Origin of the sequence: Pedobacter jamesrossensis (assembly GCF_042650905.1) — a bacterium.
GTDB lineage: Bacteria > Bacteroidota > Bacteroidia > Sphingobacteriales > Sphingobacteriaceae > Pedobacter > Pedobacter jamesrossensis.
The window spans coordinates 47,397-63,820 of record NZ_JBHSBY010000134.1 but is presented as its reverse complement, the minus strand read 5'-3'; the positions used below and the strand labels follow the sequence as shown (position 1 = coordinate 63,820).

The 16,424-nt window shown below is 34.7% G+C and carries 14 protein-coding genes and 1 other RNA gene; 6 read left to right on the top strand and 9 right to left on the bottom strand.

From position 1 onward, the window contains the following. Positions 1–266 precede the first annotated feature (266 nt). Positions 267–602 carry a MerR family transcriptional regulator gene (locus tag ACFOUY_RS15675; protein WP_378961970.1) on the bottom strand — a complete coding sequence of 112 codons (336 nt, stop codon included), beginning with the start codon at positions 600–602 and terminating at the stop codon, positions 267–269. A 117-nt stretch (positions 603–719) separates the two neighbouring features. On the opposite strand from ACFOUY_RS15675, the gene alaS reads away from it, so the two are divergent. Further along, positions 720–3,584, top strand: a complete 2,865-nt coding sequence (gene alaS / locus ACFOUY_RS15670) for an alanine--tRNA ligase (RefSeq protein ID WP_378961969.1) — start codon at positions 720–722, stop codon at positions 3,582–3,584. A gap of 459 nt (positions 3,585–4,043) precedes the next feature. Here the strand turns inward: alaS and ACFOUY_RS15665 are convergent, their stop codons facing one another. The 3 genes from ACFOUY_RS15665 to ACFOUY_RS15655 form a co-directional block, all read right to left on the bottom strand. Further along, positions 4,044–4,544 (bottom strand): hypothetical protein, encoded by a 501-nt coding sequence (locus ACFOUY_RS15665; RefSeq protein ID WP_378961968.1) that lies wholly within the window; start codon positions 4,542–4,544, stop codon positions 4,044–4,046. 116 nt (positions 4,545–4,660) lie between these two features. Beyond that, on the bottom strand, positions 4,661–5,146 hold the full coding sequence (locus ACFOUY_RS15660; RefSeq protein ID WP_378961967.1) for a hypothetical protein: 486 nt from the start codon (positions 5,144–5,146) through the stop codon (positions 4,661–4,663). A 91-nt stretch (positions 5,147–5,237) separates the two neighbouring features. Further along, positions 5,238–5,834, bottom strand: a complete 597-nt coding sequence (locus tag ACFOUY_RS15655) for a hypothetical protein (RefSeq protein WP_378961965.1) — start codon at positions 5,832–5,834, stop codon at positions 5,238–5,240. Positions 5,835–5,976: 142 nt separating this feature from the next. On the opposite strand from ACFOUY_RS15655, the gene gatB reads away from it, so the two are divergent. The 5 genes from gatB (at position 5,977) to ACFOUY_RS15630 (ending at position 12,248) form a co-directional block, all read left to right on the top strand. Continuing rightward, positions 5,977–7,434 carry an Asp-tRNA(Asn)/Glu-tRNA(Gln) amidotransferase subunit GatB gene (gatB, locus tag ACFOUY_RS15650; RefSeq protein ID WP_378961963.1) on the top strand — a complete coding sequence of 486 codons (1,458 nt, stop codon included), beginning with the start codon at positions 5,977–5,979 and terminating at the stop codon, positions 7,432–7,434. Then, positions 7,434–8,546, top strand: coding sequence for a redoxin domain-containing protein (locus ACFOUY_RS15645; RefSeq protein ID WP_378961962.1), 1,113 nt, complete (start codon positions 7,434–7,436; stop codon positions 8,544–8,546). Before gatB ends, ACFOUY_RS15645 begins: the two co-directional genes overlap by 1 nt. A 103-nt stretch (positions 8,547–8,649) precedes the next feature. After that, positions 8,650–9,339 carry a response regulator transcription factor gene (locus ACFOUY_RS15640; protein ID WP_056870373.1) on the top strand — a complete coding sequence of 230 codons (690 nt, stop codon included), beginning with the start codon at positions 8,650–8,652 and terminating at the stop codon, positions 9,337–9,339. 317 nt (positions 9,340–9,656) lie between these two features. Next, positions 9,657–10,379 (top strand): RluA family pseudouridine synthase, encoded by a 723-nt coding sequence (locus ACFOUY_RS15635; protein ID WP_378961960.1) that lies wholly within the window; start codon positions 9,657–9,659, stop codon positions 10,377–10,379. 78 nt (positions 10,380–10,457) lie between these two features. Continuing rightward, on the top strand, positions 10,458–12,248 hold the full coding sequence (locus tag ACFOUY_RS15630; RefSeq protein ID WP_378961958.1) for a chloride channel protein: 1,791 nt from the start codon (positions 10,458–10,460) through the stop codon (positions 12,246–12,248). 165 nt (positions 12,249–12,413) lie between these two features. Here ACFOUY_RS15630 and ACFOUY_RS15625 read toward each other — a convergent pair whose 3' ends face one another. The 5 genes from ACFOUY_RS15625 to ACFOUY_RS15605 all read right to left on the bottom strand — a co-directional run bounded on the left by ACFOUY_RS15625 (position 12,414) and on the right by ACFOUY_RS15605 (position 16,420). Then, on the bottom strand, positions 12,414–13,826 hold the full coding sequence (locus ACFOUY_RS15625; protein WP_378961956.1) for a sigma-54-dependent transcriptional regulator: 1,413 nt from the start codon (positions 13,824–13,826) through the stop codon (positions 12,414–12,416). 266 nt (positions 13,827–14,092) lie between these two features. Next, positions 14,093–14,472, bottom strand: an RNA gene (rnpB, locus tag ACFOUY_RS15620) — RNase P RNA component class A. Positions 14,473–14,532: 60 nt separating this feature from the next. Further along, the gene (locus tag ACFOUY_RS15615; protein WP_378961955.1) at positions 14,533–14,955 is read right to left on the bottom strand and encodes a c-type cytochrome; all 423 of its coding nucleotides are present in this window, start codon (positions 14,953–14,955) and stop codon (positions 14,533–14,535) included. 91 nt (positions 14,956–15,046) lie between these two features. Next, positions 15,047–15,697: an SCO family protein gene (locus ACFOUY_RS15610; RefSeq protein ID WP_378961953.1), complete on the bottom strand. Its 651-nt coding sequence runs from the start codon at positions 15,695–15,697 to the stop codon at positions 15,047–15,049. Positions 15,698–16,162: 465 nt separating this feature from the next. Then, positions 16,163–16,420: a YHS domain-containing protein gene (locus ACFOUY_RS15605; RefSeq protein ID WP_378961951.1), complete on the bottom strand. Its 258-nt coding sequence runs from the start codon at positions 16,418–16,420 to the stop codon at positions 16,163–16,165. Between the last annotated feature and the right edge of the window lie 4 nt (positions 16,421–16,424).

Sequence of the window (16,424 nt, the reverse complement as noted above, 5' to 3'; positions counted from 1 at the left end):
TCTTTGATGGGTAGGGGTTGATTTTTCAGTAAGCTTAGAAAACACTAAATATTCATCAATAAATAAACTATTTTTATCAAACCTGATTTTTATCGGACAGTAATGGAATTAAATATAAAAGCTGCGAAAGAGGCTGAAAAAAATAATTCTCTTAATTTCTCTTCAGATATCAATCAGTTAAAGAAAATGTTATAATGGAAGTTGCTTTTAGTGATTCTTTCAAAAAAGCATTTTAGAAGAGGGTACAAAATAAATCAGTTTACTAACTACAACTCCTGCGCCAAACCAACCAAAAATCCTTTCAGTTTTTCTAAAGAATCAATAATTTTCTGATTTTCTTTAACATCGCCTTTATTGTTTTTCAAATAATCTTTAGCACCTTTTAAAGTAAAGCCTTTTTCATCAACTAAATTGAAGATAATCTTTAGATTTTCTATGTCTTCTGGAGTGAAAAGACGATTGCCTTTTTTGTTTTTCTTAGGTTGAAGAATATCGAATTCCTTTTCGTAAAAGCGTATTTGAGATGCGTTTACGTTAAACATTTCAGTCACTTCGCCCATGGTATAATACATTTTATTAATGTCTCTTTCTTTATACGGCATAACTTGTGCTTGATTATTAGGGTTTTACATCGATTAATTAAAGTATTCAAATGTAGCTCGATTTTTCCTTATTAACGCAATAAAGTTTTAATTTTGTTGCTCAATTATTAAAACGTAATGACAGCAAAAGAGATTAGACAGGCATTCCTTAGTTATTTTGAATCGAAACAGCATCACGTTGTTCCTTCAGCGCCAATCGTAGTTAAAAACGACCCAACTTTGATGTTTACCAACGCAGGTATGAATCAATTTAAAGATTTGTTTTTAGGCGAGGCCGCGATTAAATATGCCCGTGTTACTGATACTCAACGTTGTTTACGTGTTTCTGGAAAACATAATGATTTAGAAGAGGTTGGTATCGATACTTATCACCACACCATGTTCGAAATGCTGGGTAATTGGAGCTTTGGCGATTATTTTAAGAAAGATGCCATTGCCTGGAGCTGGGAATTACTAACCGAAGTTTATAAAATTCCGAAGGATAAATTATATGTCACTTATTTTGAAGGCGATGAAAAAGAAGGCTTAGAAAAAGACCAGGAGGCTTACGATCTTTGGAAACAATACGTGGATGAAAGCCATATCTTACCAGGAAACAAGAAAGATAATTTCTGGGAAATGGGCGATACAGGACCATGCGGACCGTGTTCTGAAATCCATGTAGATTGCCGTACCGATGAAGAAAAAGGACTCGTTGATGGCGCTACTTTGGTAAATGCCGACCATCCGCAGGTTATCGAAATATGGAATAATGTATTTATGCAGTTTAACCGTTTAAAAGATGGTTCATTGCAAAGTTTACCTGCAAAGCATGTTGATACCGGAATGGGTTTTGAGCGTTTGGTGCGTGTTTTACAAGGAAAAACTTCTAATTACGATACAGATGTTTTTCAGCCGATGATTCAGTTCATTGCTGAAAAATCTGGAATTAAATATGGTGCTGAGGAGAAAACCGACATCGCTATGCGTGTGATGGCCGATCATATTCGGGCGATTTCATTCGTAATTTCCGATGGTCAGTTGCCATCAAATAATAAGGCTGGTTACGTAATCCGTAGAATTTTACGTCGTGCGGTACGTTATGCTTATACTTTCTTAAACTTTAAGGAGCCGTTTTTAAATCAGTTGGTGCCTTTATTGGCTGAACAATTTAAAGGTGTTTTCGATGAATTAATTTCTCAGCAGGATTTCGTTCAGAAAGTAGTTTTAGAAGAGGAAATTTCGTTTTTGAGGACTTTGGATAAGGGTATTTCTTTATTGCAACGAAATATCGAATATATCAAACGTTTGCAAAATGAATTAAATGCAAAAAATAGCGTTATAATTTCAAGAAATATAAATGATGTTGCTTTAACTCAAAATGCAATATTTGAACATAAAGTAAATTCTGCTGTATATGAAATGCTTTTAGAAATTAGTAAAATAACAATGCCATCTCAGGGAGGGATTAACGAATATAAAATTTTACCAAAAATAAAGGACATAACTGATTATAAGGCATCTTTTGATATTCTATATAATGAAATATCAAAAATTTCAGGAGAAACTGCATTCGTACTGAATGACACTTATGGATTTCCAATTGACCTCACTGAACTTATTTCAAATGAACAAGGAATATCTGTTGATATAGAAGAATTCAATAAAGCTCTTGACGAGCAAAAAAATCGTTCTCGTGCTGCAACAGCCATTGATACTGGCGATTGGGTTATCGTTAACGCAGATGAACAAAGCGAATTTGTAGGTTATGATGAATTAGAAATTGAAACCGAAATTTTAAAATACCGTAAAGTAAAAGCCAAAGGCAAAGAGCAATATCAAATTGTTTTACGCCAAACACCTTTTTATGCAGAAAGTGGCGGTCAGGTAGGAGATACCGGGCGTTTAGAAGACTATAGTCGCCAGTTTTGGGTAGATATTACCGATACGAAAAAGGAGAATGGTTTAACGGTTCACTTTGCAGATATACTTCCTGATAGTTTGGAGGGTAAATTTTGGGCAGTTGTAGATGAAGACAAACGTACCTTAACAGAGGATAATCACTCGGCTACGCATTTGCTTCATGCTGCTATGAAACAAGTTTTAGGTAACCACGTAAACCAAAAAGGTTCGTTGGTAAACGCTGATTACTTACGTTTCGATTTTTCGCATTTTGCAAAGGTTACGGATGAAGAATTGGCTCAGATTGAGATAATTGTAAATCAAAAAATCAGACAAAACATTAAGTTAAAGGAGCAAAGAGATGTGCCATATCAAGATGCTATAGAAAGCGGTGTTACTGCTTTGTTTGGCGAAAAATATGGAGATTTTGTTCGTATGATTACATTCGACGACCATTTCTCCAAAGAACTTTGCGGTGGAACACACGTAAAAGCGACTGGGCAAATAGGATCTTTCAAAATTGTATCTGAAAGTGCTGTTGCAGCAGGTGTTCGAAGGATTGAGGCAATTACTGCTGATAAAGCTGAAGCATATTTCTTAGATCAACGTAAAGAATTAGGTCATTTAAAAACCTTATTAAACGGTTCTAAAGATTTATCAGCGTCGGTTCAGGCTTTGCTTGATGAAAATGCAAAACTGAAAAAAGAGATTGAAAAATCTACTTTAGAACGTGTGAATACTTTGAAACATGAAATCGTTCATCACGTTCGTGGCATAAATGGAATTAATTTAATTGCTAAACATATCGATTTAAAAAGTGCTGATGCGATTAAAAACCTTGCATTCTCATTGAAAGATATGGTTGATAATTTGTTCCTTGTTTTTACTACAGAAATCGATGGGAAACCAGGAATTACAGTAATGCTTTCAGAACATTTGGTAAAAAATGGAATGAATGCGTCGAACATTGTTCGAGAATTGGGTAAAGAAATTCAAGGTGGTGGCGGTGGTCAACCTTTTTACGCTACTGCAGGTGGTAAAAATTCAGATGGCTTGAAAACTGTTTTAGAAAAAGCAGAAGGTTTTATTCCGCATCAGTAATTTTTTAGAGGTGCGTGGAGACACGCACCTTGGCTATTTGCGTTAAGACAAGTCTTTTTTAATGAAAGTCTTGTAAGTATAATCGATCGTCATTTCGACCGCAGTGGAGAAATCTTTTAAAGTTGTGATAAACTGCTTTTAAAGATTTCTCCACTTTTTTCCAGGTTATTTTGTTTTTCGATGATAGCATTACTGTTTTAGCCACTTAAACCCGACTTAGCGGAAATACTTTTTTGTACTTACCTTTAAATATGCTGTCATTCTGAGGAACGAAGAATCTGCAAGCGATGAAACAGATTCTTCGTTCCTCAGAATGACAGAAGTTTCGAAAAAGATTGTAGTGAGGGCGGGGCTGGTTGTACCTAAGAATTACTGCTATTGCTTTTCAAAAAGCAATAAATTTTGAAAACTAAATAATTTTAAAACATAAAAAAAGAGGCGAAAGCCTCTTTTTTTATGTTAATGTCTTCCTCTTCCATGACCTCTATCATGGTGCTCGCCACCATGTCCACGAAAATCGTGACCCCTTTTTTCAATTCTTTGTGATCTATAATTATTTCTTGGAGCACTATATCTCACTCTATTTCCACCACCATAAGACGACCTATAAACATTGGTATGTGTTGCATATCTAACTCGGTGCGTATTGTAACTTCTATACGGGCTGTTTCCATAAACAACAACTTTTCTGCCTCTATTTAAGTCGTATCCTCTATATCTAGTTGGGAGATATCTAGATCTTGTCCATCGGTTACCACTTAAATAAACAAACTGTCTTTGCGGTACGTAATAATACGATTGAACTTCGGGTAGATAATAATAGTTAACGTTTTGATAACCTGCCGGAACCCAAGTAGGTTGAGTACCTATGTTAACATTTAAACTTACTTGAGCGTTAGATTGATTTGATGTTAAAGCAACGATGCCTACAATCGCGGAGATGATTAATAACTTTTTCATAGTAATCTAAATTTAATTTGTGTGTATTGATGTAATTTCAAACGCTGTGCCAAAAAACTTATTGTAACAAAAAAGGGAGCCTCTTTCGAAACTCCCTCTATAAAATAATTTAGTATTTAGTGTTTACCTTTGCCGTGTCCTTTATTCCCCTTACCATTTAATTTCTTAGCTTGACCAGGAGGCATACCGTGCGGATGTCCTTTAACAACATAATATTTGCTGTCGCGGCTATCTCTTATTATCATTTCATTTTTCTTTCCCTTAAACTTGGCATACTTTACCTTATCATTTTTGAAATTTAAATAAGGCTTTGGAGAGTTTATTACAACTTTATAACCATTGTATAAATCGTAATTACTATACCGATGTGGCAAATTGTTCGCAAAAACCCAATCGTTTCCATTTAAGTAAACAAATTGCTTTTTGGGTACGTTGTAGTAACTTTCCACTTCAGGTAAATAATAATAATCTACATGGTCGTAACCTGTTGGTCCCCATAAAGGCTGGGAGCCAATATTAACATTTACATTTAACTGGGCATTAGCGTTTTTAATACCGATTAACGAAACCATTAGCATGGCAATCAAAAATATTTTTTTCATGTTTGTATGTGTTTGTAGATTATATTCAAAACCAATGCCAACAAAAAAGGGAGCCTCTTTTGAAGCTCCCTTACCACAACTAAATATATTATTAGTGGCGCTCGTTACCACGCTGACCATTGTTTCTTTCCGGGCGATTGTTGTTTCCTTTATCATTGCCACGACCATTGTTTTGACTTGGTCTTGTGTTTTGATTAACCCTTACCACAGTTTTTTGGTTGCGGTTAGGACGATTGTTGTTTACAACTACAGTTTTGTTGCCGTTATAATTAGGATGTCCTTTTACAACATAATATTTAGTATCTCTGCTATCTCTTATTATAGTTTGACGGCCACCATAGTTTTTGTACCTGGCATAATGAGTTACATAATAATTATTTTGCAAATATGGTTTTGGCTTGTTTACAACAACTTTATATGAACGATATAAATCGAAGTTACCATACTGACCTGGCAAACTATTTGCCCAAATCCAACGACCGCCATTTGAGTAAATATACTGACCCGAAGGAACGTAGTAGTAGGCATTAATATCCGGGAAGTAATAATAATCTACATGGTCGTAACCTGTTGGTCCCCAAACTGGCTGTGAGCCAATATTTATGTTTAAACTAACTTGTGCTTTTGCATTGTTTATGCTGAATAATGAAACCATCAGAACTGCAGCAAATAATACTAACTTTTTCATAACTTTTTAATTTAAGGTTTCTTGTGTGTGTTAATTATTGAAATAGACACAAGCATTACACAGTAGTTTAATTGTGGTAATTCGTTTTAACATTCTTTAACTATATTTGCCAGCACAATACACTTTAAGGCATCATTTTTATATGAGTTTAGGTACAACCGAAAACAATTACGAACTCGTTTCAGGACTGGAAATACATGTTCAGTTAAATACCAATACCAAAATATTCTCTGCCGATAGTGCATCCTTTGGCGCTTTGCCCAATCAAAATATATCTACAGTATCACTTGCTTTGCCTGGTGCTTTACCAAAATTGAATAAAGAAGTTGTAGCTAAAGCGATTCGCATTGGTTTAGCTTTAAACTGTAGTATCAATCAAATTAACCATTTTGATAGGAAGAATTATTTCTACGCAGATTTACCAAAGGGATATCAAATTACACAAGATAATCAGCCGATTTGTATTAACGGATTTTTAGAAGTTCAACTTGGAGATGGTTCGGTTAAAAAAATAGGAATCAATCGTATTCATTTAGAAGAAGATGCTGGTAAAAGTATTCACGATCAAGATGATAATTATTCGTTAGTTGATTTAAACCGTGCCGGAGTGCCGTTAATTGAAATTGTAACCGAACCAGATATTCGCAGTGCAGAAGAGGCATCTGCTCTATTAAGTGAAATTAGAAAGTTGGTTCGCCACTTAAATGTGAGCGATGGAAACATGGAAGAGGGAAGTTTGCGTTGCGATGCAAATATTTCTATCCGCAAAAATGGAACTAAAGAATTTGGAACACGTTGCGAAGTAAAAAACCTAAACTCGATGCGTAATGTACGTAGAGCTATGGAATTTGAATTTGGCAGACAGGTCGAAGTGATTTCTAACGGCGGTAGAATTATCCAAAGTACTTTGAATTTCGATGCAGATAAAGGTACAACATCGCCAATGCGAACTAAAGAAGAGGCAAACGATTACCGCTATTTCTCTGACCCAGATTTGCAGCCCATTTATATTTCTGATGATTGGTTGGCTGAAATAAAATCTTTGATGCCCCCTTTACCAAACGAAATTTCTAAACAAATGGTAGCCGAATTTGGTATAAGCAAAGCTGATGCATCTTTATTTGCCGAAGATTTAGATTTGCTTAACTATTTTAATAAAGCTTTACCAATTGTAAACACAAAGAAAACATTAATTAATTGGTTAATTGGACCAATTAGAGCTGTGCTAAGCGAAAAAGCAGTTACAATTGGAGATTATAAAGTTAAGCCCGAACAACTTGCTGAAACCATTAATTTGGTTGATGATAAAAAGTTAACACAACATATTGCCATACAACAATTATTACCAGCTGTTGAAGAACAGGGGCATGCAAAAGTTGCCGATTTAGCACAATCTTTAAATCTTTTAATTTCTGAAAATAGTGATGAATTAGGTGGTTTTATTGATGAAGTGTTGAATAAGTATCCTGCGCAAGTGGAAGCATATAAAAAAGGTAAAAAAGGCGTTTTAGGTTTGTTTGTTGGCGATGTAATGAAATTAGCCAAAGGCAAGGCAGATGCTAAAAAATTAAATGAATTGATACTTGAAAAATTAAAATAATGAAAATAAAAAACTTAAGCCTTATCGTACTTATCGCGATTGCTTTTACAGCATGTAAACCAAAAGATAGTTTTACTATTGATGGCACTTTCCAAAATCCAGGAACCGAAAAGAAAGTTTACCTATATGGAATGCAAAGTAGCCAAATGGTTGCTGTTGATTCTACCAATTTATCAGAAAAAGGAGAATTCAAATTTATTCGTAAAACACCATCTGTAGATTTTTTCAGGGTATCAATTGGTAATCACGAATTTATGCTCATCGCAAAAAATGGAGATGAAATTAAAGTTGAGGCGGATTTAGCTGATAAAACGATGGCATATAAAATTTCTGGTGCTAACGAAGTCGAAAAATTATCGGAATTAAACGCTATCAGAAACAATTTTGCAAAGCAAGTAGAAAAATTGCAAGCAGATTTTGAAACGAAAGTTGCCTCGCAACCCCAAAACAGAGCAGCAATTTTAGAGCAAATGAAGCCTCAATATGAATCTTACATCAATCAATTAAATACTCAAATCTTAAAATTTGCGAAAGATAACAAAGGTACATTAGCTAGTTTTTATGCAATGAACACTTTAAGTCCGCAAGAGTTTGAGGCAGAATTGGTGAAATTTGCTGATGAAGTTAAAGAAGAAATTAAAGGAAACGCAACTGTAGATACATTTGTTAAGCAAATGGCATTGTTAAAAACCGTTCAGGTAGGACAAGTTGCTCCGGGCTTTACGATTAATACTGCCGATGGTAAACCTGTGAGTTTATCAGATTATAAAGGAAAATATGTACTTGTAGATTTCTGGGCATCTTGGTGTCAGCCTTGTCGCCAGGAAAACCCAAATGTTGTTAAAGTTTACAATAAGTATAAAACAAAGAACTTCGATATTTTAGGAATTTCTTTAGATACGGATAAAGCTGCATGGTTAGGTGCTATAAAAGCAGATGGTTTAATGTGGACACATGTTTCAGAATTGAAAGATTTTAACGGAGAAACGGTTAAAAAATACCAAGTTCAAGCAATTCCAACTTCTTATTTAATTGATCCAACAGGGAAAATTGTAGCCAAAAACCTGCGTGGCGAAGAACTGGAAGCTTTTTTAGCAAAAACGTTACGTTAAAAGAAACTCAATGTTAAACTAATTTAAGTCATTAACAATTTCTTAACTTAGGCTTAACTGAAAATTACATCAGAGACACTACTTTCGTAACAAATATTTAACTATGAACAACGCAGGTCAGAAAATATTAATTGTTGATGATGAACCAGATATTCTGGAGTTAATTGAGTATAACCTAAAAAAAGAAGGTTATCAGGTTTTTACAGCCTCTAATGGTCAAGAGGGAATAACTGTTGCCAAAAAGGTTCATCCCGATTTAATAATTCTGGATATTATGATGCCTAAGATGGATGGAATTGAGGCTTGTCGTTTAATGCGTGCAATCCCTGAATTCAAAAACACATTTATGGTTTTCTTAACTGCTAGGAGCGAAGAATACTCTGAAATTGCAGGTTTTAATGTTGGTGCCGATGATTACATTGCTAAACCAATTAAACCACGTGCCTTAGTTAGCCGTATTAACGCCATTTTGAGAAGAAATTCTGGTACTGAAGAAGTTTCTGAAAACAAATTAGAAATTGGTGATTTGGTTATCGACCGTGAGGCTTATTTAGTTTTTCAAGGTGGAAATAAAGTAGTTTTAGCTAAGAAAGAGTTTGAACTGCTATATCTTTTAGCCTCAAAACCTGGTAAAGTTTACACCCGCGAATCAATACTTAAGAATATTTGGGAAGATTCTGTTGTAGTAACTAATAGAACAATTGATGTCCATATTCGTAAGTTACGCGAAAAATTAGGTGAAACTTATGTGTCAACCGTAAAAGGAGTTGGTTATAAGTTTGAGCTTTCTTAAAATATTTTTACCACAAAATGAGCACAGATTAACACAGATTTTTTTCTGATGATTAATCTGTGTTTTTTATTAAAAATGTACTACCATTCGGAGTGCATTTAGAAATCCTCTAATAAAAAACTAATACACATAATAGCTTTGTAAGGCTGCTTTATTGTGGTGTTATTGAGATTTGTATTTTATAGCTTGCAGATTTACTCACTTCCTTCAGAATTACTATGTTCAAAATATCTGTGTTCATCCTTTTTATCTGTTGTTAATTCTAAACCAATAAAAATAAAATCCGTATTTTTGCGGCTCATTAAAAACAGCACAGTTTGAAGTACCCAAATTTTAAAGACCTTATTCTTTTCGAAGACAACGATTTTATTGTAATTAACAAACCTCCATTTCTTGCATCTCTCGATGAAAGAGGTGGTTCTGGCGAAACTAATGTGTTACGTTTAGCTAAACAATACAGTGATGATGCACAGGTTTGTCACCGTTTGGATAAGGAAACTTCTGGTGCTTTAATTATTGCGAAAAATCCAGAAGGCTATCGCCATGCATCAATGCAATTTGAGCGCAGAAAAGTTGATAAAACCTATCATGCTGTAGTTGATGGACATGTTATCTTTGATAAATTAGTAGTTGATTTACCAATTTTAAACGATGGAAATAAAAGTGTTACCATCGATAGGGCAGAGGGTAAAAGAGCAGAAACTATTTTCGATTCATTAAAATATTATAAGCACTATACTTTAGTAGAATGCAAGCCAATTACAGGCCGAATGCATCAAATTCGTATTCACCTCGCTACGCAACGTGCTGCAATTGTTGGCGATGATATGTACAAAGGAAAACCAGTTTTTCTTTCTTCAATAAAACGTGGATATAAATTAACCAAAGGCGAAGAAGAACAGCCTATTATGAAACGTTTTGCATTGCATGCAAGGCATTTGATTTTTAAAGGTTTGGATGATAAGGATATTGCTATCGATGCACCATATCCAAAAGATTATGCTACGCTAATTAAGCTTTTAGATAAATTTGATGCTTAAAAAAAGCATTAAATATTGTCTAGACCTTTACTTTTAGCTACATTTGGAACATTCGCTCTCTATTAAAAAATCAATAGAATGTATATCCGCTTTGTAAATTACCTTGATAAGATTAATCAATATAGAAAATCAAAAATATCAAACCGTAATTTCTTAGTTATACTCGCCGTAATTGTCGGTATTTTAGCTGGACTTGCCGCTGCCGCCTTAAAAAGTTTAACCCACCATATTGAAGAATTTCTTCAATCAGATTGGCATTGGAAATACAAATATTATGTGTATTTCATTTTCCCAATGATTGGTATTTTCCTCACGGTTCTATATATCAAATATTTTATCAGGAAAAGTAAATTTGAAACTGGTTTAACGCCGTTGCTTTACGCGATTTCTAAAAAATCAAGTAAGGTAGAGGCACACAATATCTATTCTCAAATTATTACCGCAGCAATTACGGTTGGTTTCGGTGGTTCAACTGGTTTAGAAGCGCCAATTGTAACCAGTGGTTCGGCTATCGGTTCAAATCTTGGGCGGTTTTTAGGTTTATCTTATCGAGAAATTACCATGCTTGTAGCTTGCGGAGCAGCCGCAGGTATTGCAGGCGCTTTTAATAGTCCTGTAGCAGGAATTGTTTTTGCAATAGAAATCTTATTGCCAGAATTCACGATTCCGGCGTTTATACCATTATTATTATCGGCGGCAACCGCAGCAGTGGTGGCAAGGCTATTTTATACACAACAGTTATTTTTCTTGGTTACAGAGGGTTGGCAAGTTAATGCGTTATTTTATTACATTCTTTTAGCGGGTTTAATAGGATTGTTCTCCATCTATTTCACCAAGGCAAATTATGCTGTAAAAGGATTTTTCTATAAAATTAAACATCCATATACCAAAGTGATTGTTGGTGGTTTAATACTTGGCTTTTTAGTGTTTCTTTTTCCAACACTTTATGGCGAAGGTTACATTACCATGAAAAATTTATTAAGAGGCGATTATCTTGCGGTAATTAACAATAGTATTTTCGAAGATTACAATACCATTCCGGCTCTGGTGGTGCTATTTACTGTGGTAACAATTTTTATGAAATCGTTGGCCACCTTAATTACTTTAGGTGCTGGAGGCAATGGTGGCACATTTGCACCAAGTTTAATTATGGGCGGGTTGATTGGTTTCATCTTCGCTTATACTGTAAATCTATCTGGTTTAGCACATTTAAACGTTCCTAACTTTATTGTAGCAGGAATGGCCGCTGCATTAGGTTCGATAATGCATGCACCGCTAACGGGTATTTTTCTTATTGCAGAAATTACTGGTGGCTATATATTAATGGTTCCTTTAATGATTACTACGGCTATTTCTTATGCGATTAATCGCAGCTCGCAAAAACATTCTATTTATACAAAAGTATTGGCTGATAAGGGTGAATTGCTTTCTCATGAGGATAAGGATACAACGGTTTTAAATCAAATGAAGTTAAAGTATCTGATAGAGAAAACTTATCCTCAATTAAATATGAACGATTTGATTTCATCAAAAATGAATGAAATTATCCAGTCGCACAAAAATATTTGTGCCGTAACAGATGAATTGGGAGACTTCAAAGGGATTATCTACATTGAAGAATTATTTAGTGAAATAGTAAGTAATGCGCAAAAAGAAGAACTTACAGCCTCTGTTTTAGTTCACCCTGCACCAAATACCATTAATGAAAATGATGATTTAAAAATGGTTTTGCAAAAAATGGAGCAAGACAATGTTTGGCTTTTACCTGTTGTTGATGAGGCAAATCGTTATAAAGGTTTCGTTTCCAAAACAGCAATTTTTAATAAGTACCGAGCTTTATTGATGAGACAGAACGATTATATGGGGTAAAGCCCCCAACCCCTAAAGGGGCTTTTGACTTTCTAAAGTTAAAATACAGTGGATTTAAAATTTTAATAAACAAGAAAAGCTGGAATATTCCAGCTTTTCTTGTTATATAGTGCTCAAGCAATATGCATTTCCAATTTGCCTGTAAGTTCCCCCTTTTTTAGCGGGTTAGGGGGTGTCAGCTCTTTTCAAACCAAATTTCTCAATCTTACTGTATAAATGACTTCTTTGAATATCAATTTCATCAGCAGTTTTTGATACATTCCAGTTGTTTTTCTCTAGCTTAAATTTGATGAATTCTTTTTCTGCATGGTCTTTATAATCCTGAAAATTATTAAAACTATCAAAAGAAGAAGACATGCCAGAACCACCACTTGCGTTTGCAATTTGTGTACTTGTAGCAGCACCAATATTAGTTCCGCCACCTGGATTTGCAAAAGCACGAACATCATTTTCTGTGATAACTCTATCGCTTAAAATAATTAACCGCTCAATCATGTTATGTAGCTCACGTACATTACCCGTCCATGGTAAAGCTTGCAAAGCAGCCATACCGCTATCATTAATCTTTTTAACTGGCATGCCATAGTCACTACAAATATTCTCTAAAAAGTTCTGTGCAATAACAGGAATATCGTCAGTACGTTCTGTTAAATGCGGAACATGAATATTTATTACATTTAATCGGTGATACAAATCCATACGGAAGTTACCGTCTTCAATTTCTTTTAATAAATCTTTATTTGTTGCTGCTAAAACACGAACATTTACATCTATTTCTTTTTCGCCACCAACACGAGATATTTTATGTTCTTGTAAAGCCCGTAAAACTTTTGCTTGCGCAGAAAGGCTCATATCACCAATCTCATCTAAAAATAAAGTTCCACCATTAGCCAATTCGAACTTACCGATGCGTTGTTTTACAGCCGAGGTAAATGAACCTTTTTCGTGACCAAACAATTCACTTTCTATTAATTCTGAAGGAATTGCTGCACAGTTTACTTCAATTAGAGGGCTATCCGCACGGTTAGATTTTTCATGTAACCAACGGGCAACCAATTCTTTTCCACTACCATTTGCGCCAGTAATTAAAACACGAGCCTCAGTTGGTGCAACGCGTTCAATGGTTTCCTTAATTTTTGAAATACTTTCCGATTCACCTAAAATTTCTCTGGTTTTACTCGCTTTGCGTTTTAAAACTTTGGTTTCGGTAACTAAATTACCACGGTCTAAGCCGTTTCGAACGGTAATTAACAGGCGATTTAAATCTGGTGGTTTAGAAATGAAATCAAAAGCTCCTTTTTTACTAGCCTCTATAGCAGTTTCAACCGTTCCGTGACCAGAAATCATAATGAAAGGTAAATCCGGTTTGATAATCTGCGCCTGCTCAAGCACTTCCATACCATCCATCTTATTCATCTTGATATCGCAAAGAACAAGGTCGAAATTACCTTTTTTAATCATTTCAAGCCCATCGATACCATTATCGATGTCTTCAACATCATAATTTTCGTACTCTAAGATTTCGCGTAGGGTGCTTCTTATTGCCCGCTCATCATCAATAATTAATAGTTTGGCCATTTATATTTGTTTATTCTAATTGAGGTACGAATATATTATTTTTTAATTAATGTATAGTTTTTTATACAATGATTTAGGCTATAAACCAAAAATTATCTAAAAGGTTTTAACTGATTTAAATTAGAAATTTTGAGGGGATATTAGTTAATCGATTGCAGGTTTTGAAGTTTAAACCTGATATAGGTGGAAATACTTTGATAAAAAGTTTAAAACGTTAGCAGGACTACCTTAGCCAATAAACACAAAATATTGCTTTTCAAAATATAAAAAAATGCAGGTCTATAAGCCGGGTTCTGTTTCCTGATTGCTCAAGATTTCTATCATTAATCCACTGTAAACGTTGCCGTTTACCTCTAACGACCTACCCACTAACATCGGACGGGCAGCCCTACATGCGTTAGCCTATTTGGTCTTTCAACTCTCGGGGTTTACAAACCACTACAGTCGCCTGTAATGCTCGTGCGCTCTTACCGCACGTTTTCACCCTTTCCCAACTTACGTTGGGTGGTATATTTTCTGTTGCACTAATCCGTAATTCAGGTTTTCATTCCTAAATCCCTTTCCGTTAGAAAGCGAGATGCCCTACGTTGCCCGGACTTTCCTCTCTCTCGATTTTACTCGAAACAGCGATAGAACAACCTGCATTTTGTGCAAAGATGCTTGTTTTAAACCACAAAGACACAAAAAACTCAAACATTTTTTACCCTTATTTACAATTTTGAAGTTGTGTGGAAACTTCTGTATAGGGCACGAATCCCTGTTTATTGCCAAAAGAATTAGTAACAAAAACCATTACCTGAGCCACATCTATATCAGCTAATTCAGGGAAGGCAGGCATTTTTTCTTTGTATTCTTTAAGATGAATTACAAAAGTTTCGTTTGCGCCATTTTTAATAATGCACGCCAATCTGGTTTTATTGGTTTTTAAAAATACTGAATCGGTTAATGGAGGAGCAAGCTGACCTAATCCTTCGCCATTTTCGCCGTGGCAATTTTGACATTTAGCTTTGTAAATATCTTTTCCGTTAGACATATAATTTTGATAATCAATTTCTTGCTGGCTTTGGCAGGAAACGACAATTGCTATTACAGCGAATAAAAAGATAGAAGTGATGATGTATTTGCGCATTGAAGTTTTGTTTGTTTACCACGGAAATACAGATTACTCGGAATTAAAAATTCTATTTTTCCGTACTTTCCCTATTTCCGTGGTTAAATTTTTACTTTTTATATTCAGCTAATAAAACCGGGATATCTTTTTTTAACTGTTCAACCTGGTCTTCTTTGGTTCCATCATAAGCACCACGAATTCTTCTGTCTTTATCAATTAAAACCAAATAACCCTGGTGAATATAACCATCTTTTGCAGTGCTGTCTTCGCCAACAGCAACCAGATAGTTTTTCTCGGCTAAAGTGTAGACACTATCTTTACTACCATAAAGAAATTGCCATTTAGCATCATCAACACCCAATTTGGCAGCATATTTTTTTAGAACAGATGGTTTATCGTATTTAAAATCGATGGTGTGCGAAATAAACATTACATCAGGATTGGTTTTAAAATCGTTATAAACCGTCATTAAATTACGATGCATAGTTGGGCAAATTGTAGTGCAAGAAGTGAAAAAGAAATCGGCTACATACACTTTACCATCGGTTATTTTGTTTGTGGTTAAAACGCTATCTTGATTTAAAAAGGCCCAATTCGGAATCGTTTGATAAACGGTATCAATCTTTTCTATACCCGCTGCATCTTTAATTGTTTCTGCATGGCGCTCGCCGTAAAAAGGAAGTTTCTTTTCTTGCTTACAAGAAGAAAGTATGGTAATAGATATCAGGCAAATTGCTATTGATGAAATAATTTTATTCATGATTTTTTATTAAAGTGTAAATATACGCCTCTGATTGGCAGATGGCAATTAAATGTTTTGGCTTTCGTCATGCTGAATTCATTTCAGCATCTTTATTACAACAAATCAAACTTTATCATAATAATTAGTAAAAAAATTCTAGTGGAATCAAATTCTGCTGTATTGTCATACTCAGTTTAATGGGCATCTTGAAGCTTTAATAGGCTTTTATTTCATAACCTTTCTATCGATTTACGATTCCCGTTTTCACGAGAATGACGTGGTGTGTCGTCATGCTGCTATTGGCGTTACGTCATGCTCAACTTGATTGGGCATCTTAATGCTTTCGCAGGCATATATAATGTTTCCTTTCTAGCGCTTTACAATTCCCGTTTTCACGGGAGTGACGACAACTCAAGATATTATTCCACTAACAAAGTTTCAAAATTAATTATGAGACAGCCTAGACGATAGTAAAAATGGTTCTTACTCTTTAATGTATTTCTCAGGTTCTGCTATAAACTTTTGCCTACAGCTTTCAGAACAAAAATAATAAGTAACCTTTTTATAATGGTTGTTTTTCGCTCCCGTAGATTTTATTTTCATTTTGCAAACAGGGTCAACTACCTTTTTCTGTAGTGAGTCGATAAATACCTTTTCATTATCAATTTTGGAGCTTGCGTTTGCTTTTAAATTTAACACAGTTAATCCTATTAGGATTATTCCTAGACTTATTTTTCTCATTTTA

Bases quoted from the DNA above. Each gene is read 5' to 3' on its own strand.
- ACFOUY_RS15675 (WP_378961970.1), bottom strand. From the start codon at position 602: ATGCCGTATAAAGAAAGAGACATTAATAAAATGTATTATACCATGGGC.
- alaS (WP_378961969.1), top strand. From the start codon at position 720: ATGACAGCAAAAGAGATTAGACAGGCATTCCTTAGTTATTTTGAATCG.
- ACFOUY_RS15665 (WP_378961968.1), bottom strand. From the start codon at position 4,544: ATGAAAAAGTTATTAATCATCTCCGCGATTGTAGGCATCGTTGCTTTA.
- ACFOUY_RS15660 (WP_378961967.1), bottom strand. From the start codon at position 5,146: ATGAAAAAAATATTTTTGATTGCCATGCTAATGGTTTCGTTAATCGGT.
- ACFOUY_RS15655 (WP_378961965.1), bottom strand. From the start codon at position 5,834: ATGAAAAAGTTAGTATTATTTGCTGCAGTTCTGATGGTTTCATTATTC.
- gatB (WP_378961963.1), top strand. From the start codon at position 5,977: ATGAGTTTAGGTACAACCGAAAACAATTACGAACTCGTTTCAGGACTG.
- ACFOUY_RS15645 (WP_378961962.1), top strand. From the start codon at position 7,434: ATGAAAATAAAAAACTTAAGCCTTATCGTACTTATCGCGATTGCTTTT.
- ACFOUY_RS15640 (WP_056870373.1), top strand. From the start codon at position 8,650: ATGAACAACGCAGGTCAGAAAATATTAATTGTTGATGATGAACCAGAT.
- ACFOUY_RS15630 (WP_378961958.1), top strand. From the start codon at position 10,458: ATGTATATCCGCTTTGTAAATTACCTTGATAAGATTAATCAATATAGA.
- ACFOUY_RS15625 (WP_378961956.1), bottom strand. From the start codon at position 13,826: ATGGCCAAACTATTAATTATTGATGATGAGCGGGCAATAAGAAGCACC.
- ACFOUY_RS15615 (WP_378961955.1), bottom strand. From the start codon at position 14,955: ATGCGCAAATACATCATCACTTCTATCTTTTTATTCGCTGTAATAGCA.
- ACFOUY_RS15610 (WP_378961953.1), bottom strand. From the start codon at position 15,697: ATGAATAAAATTATTTCATCAATAGCAATTTGCCTGATATCTATTACC.
- ACFOUY_RS15605 (WP_378961951.1), bottom strand. From the start codon at position 16,420: ATGAGAAAAATAAGTCTAGGAATAATCCTAATAGGATTAACTGTGTTA.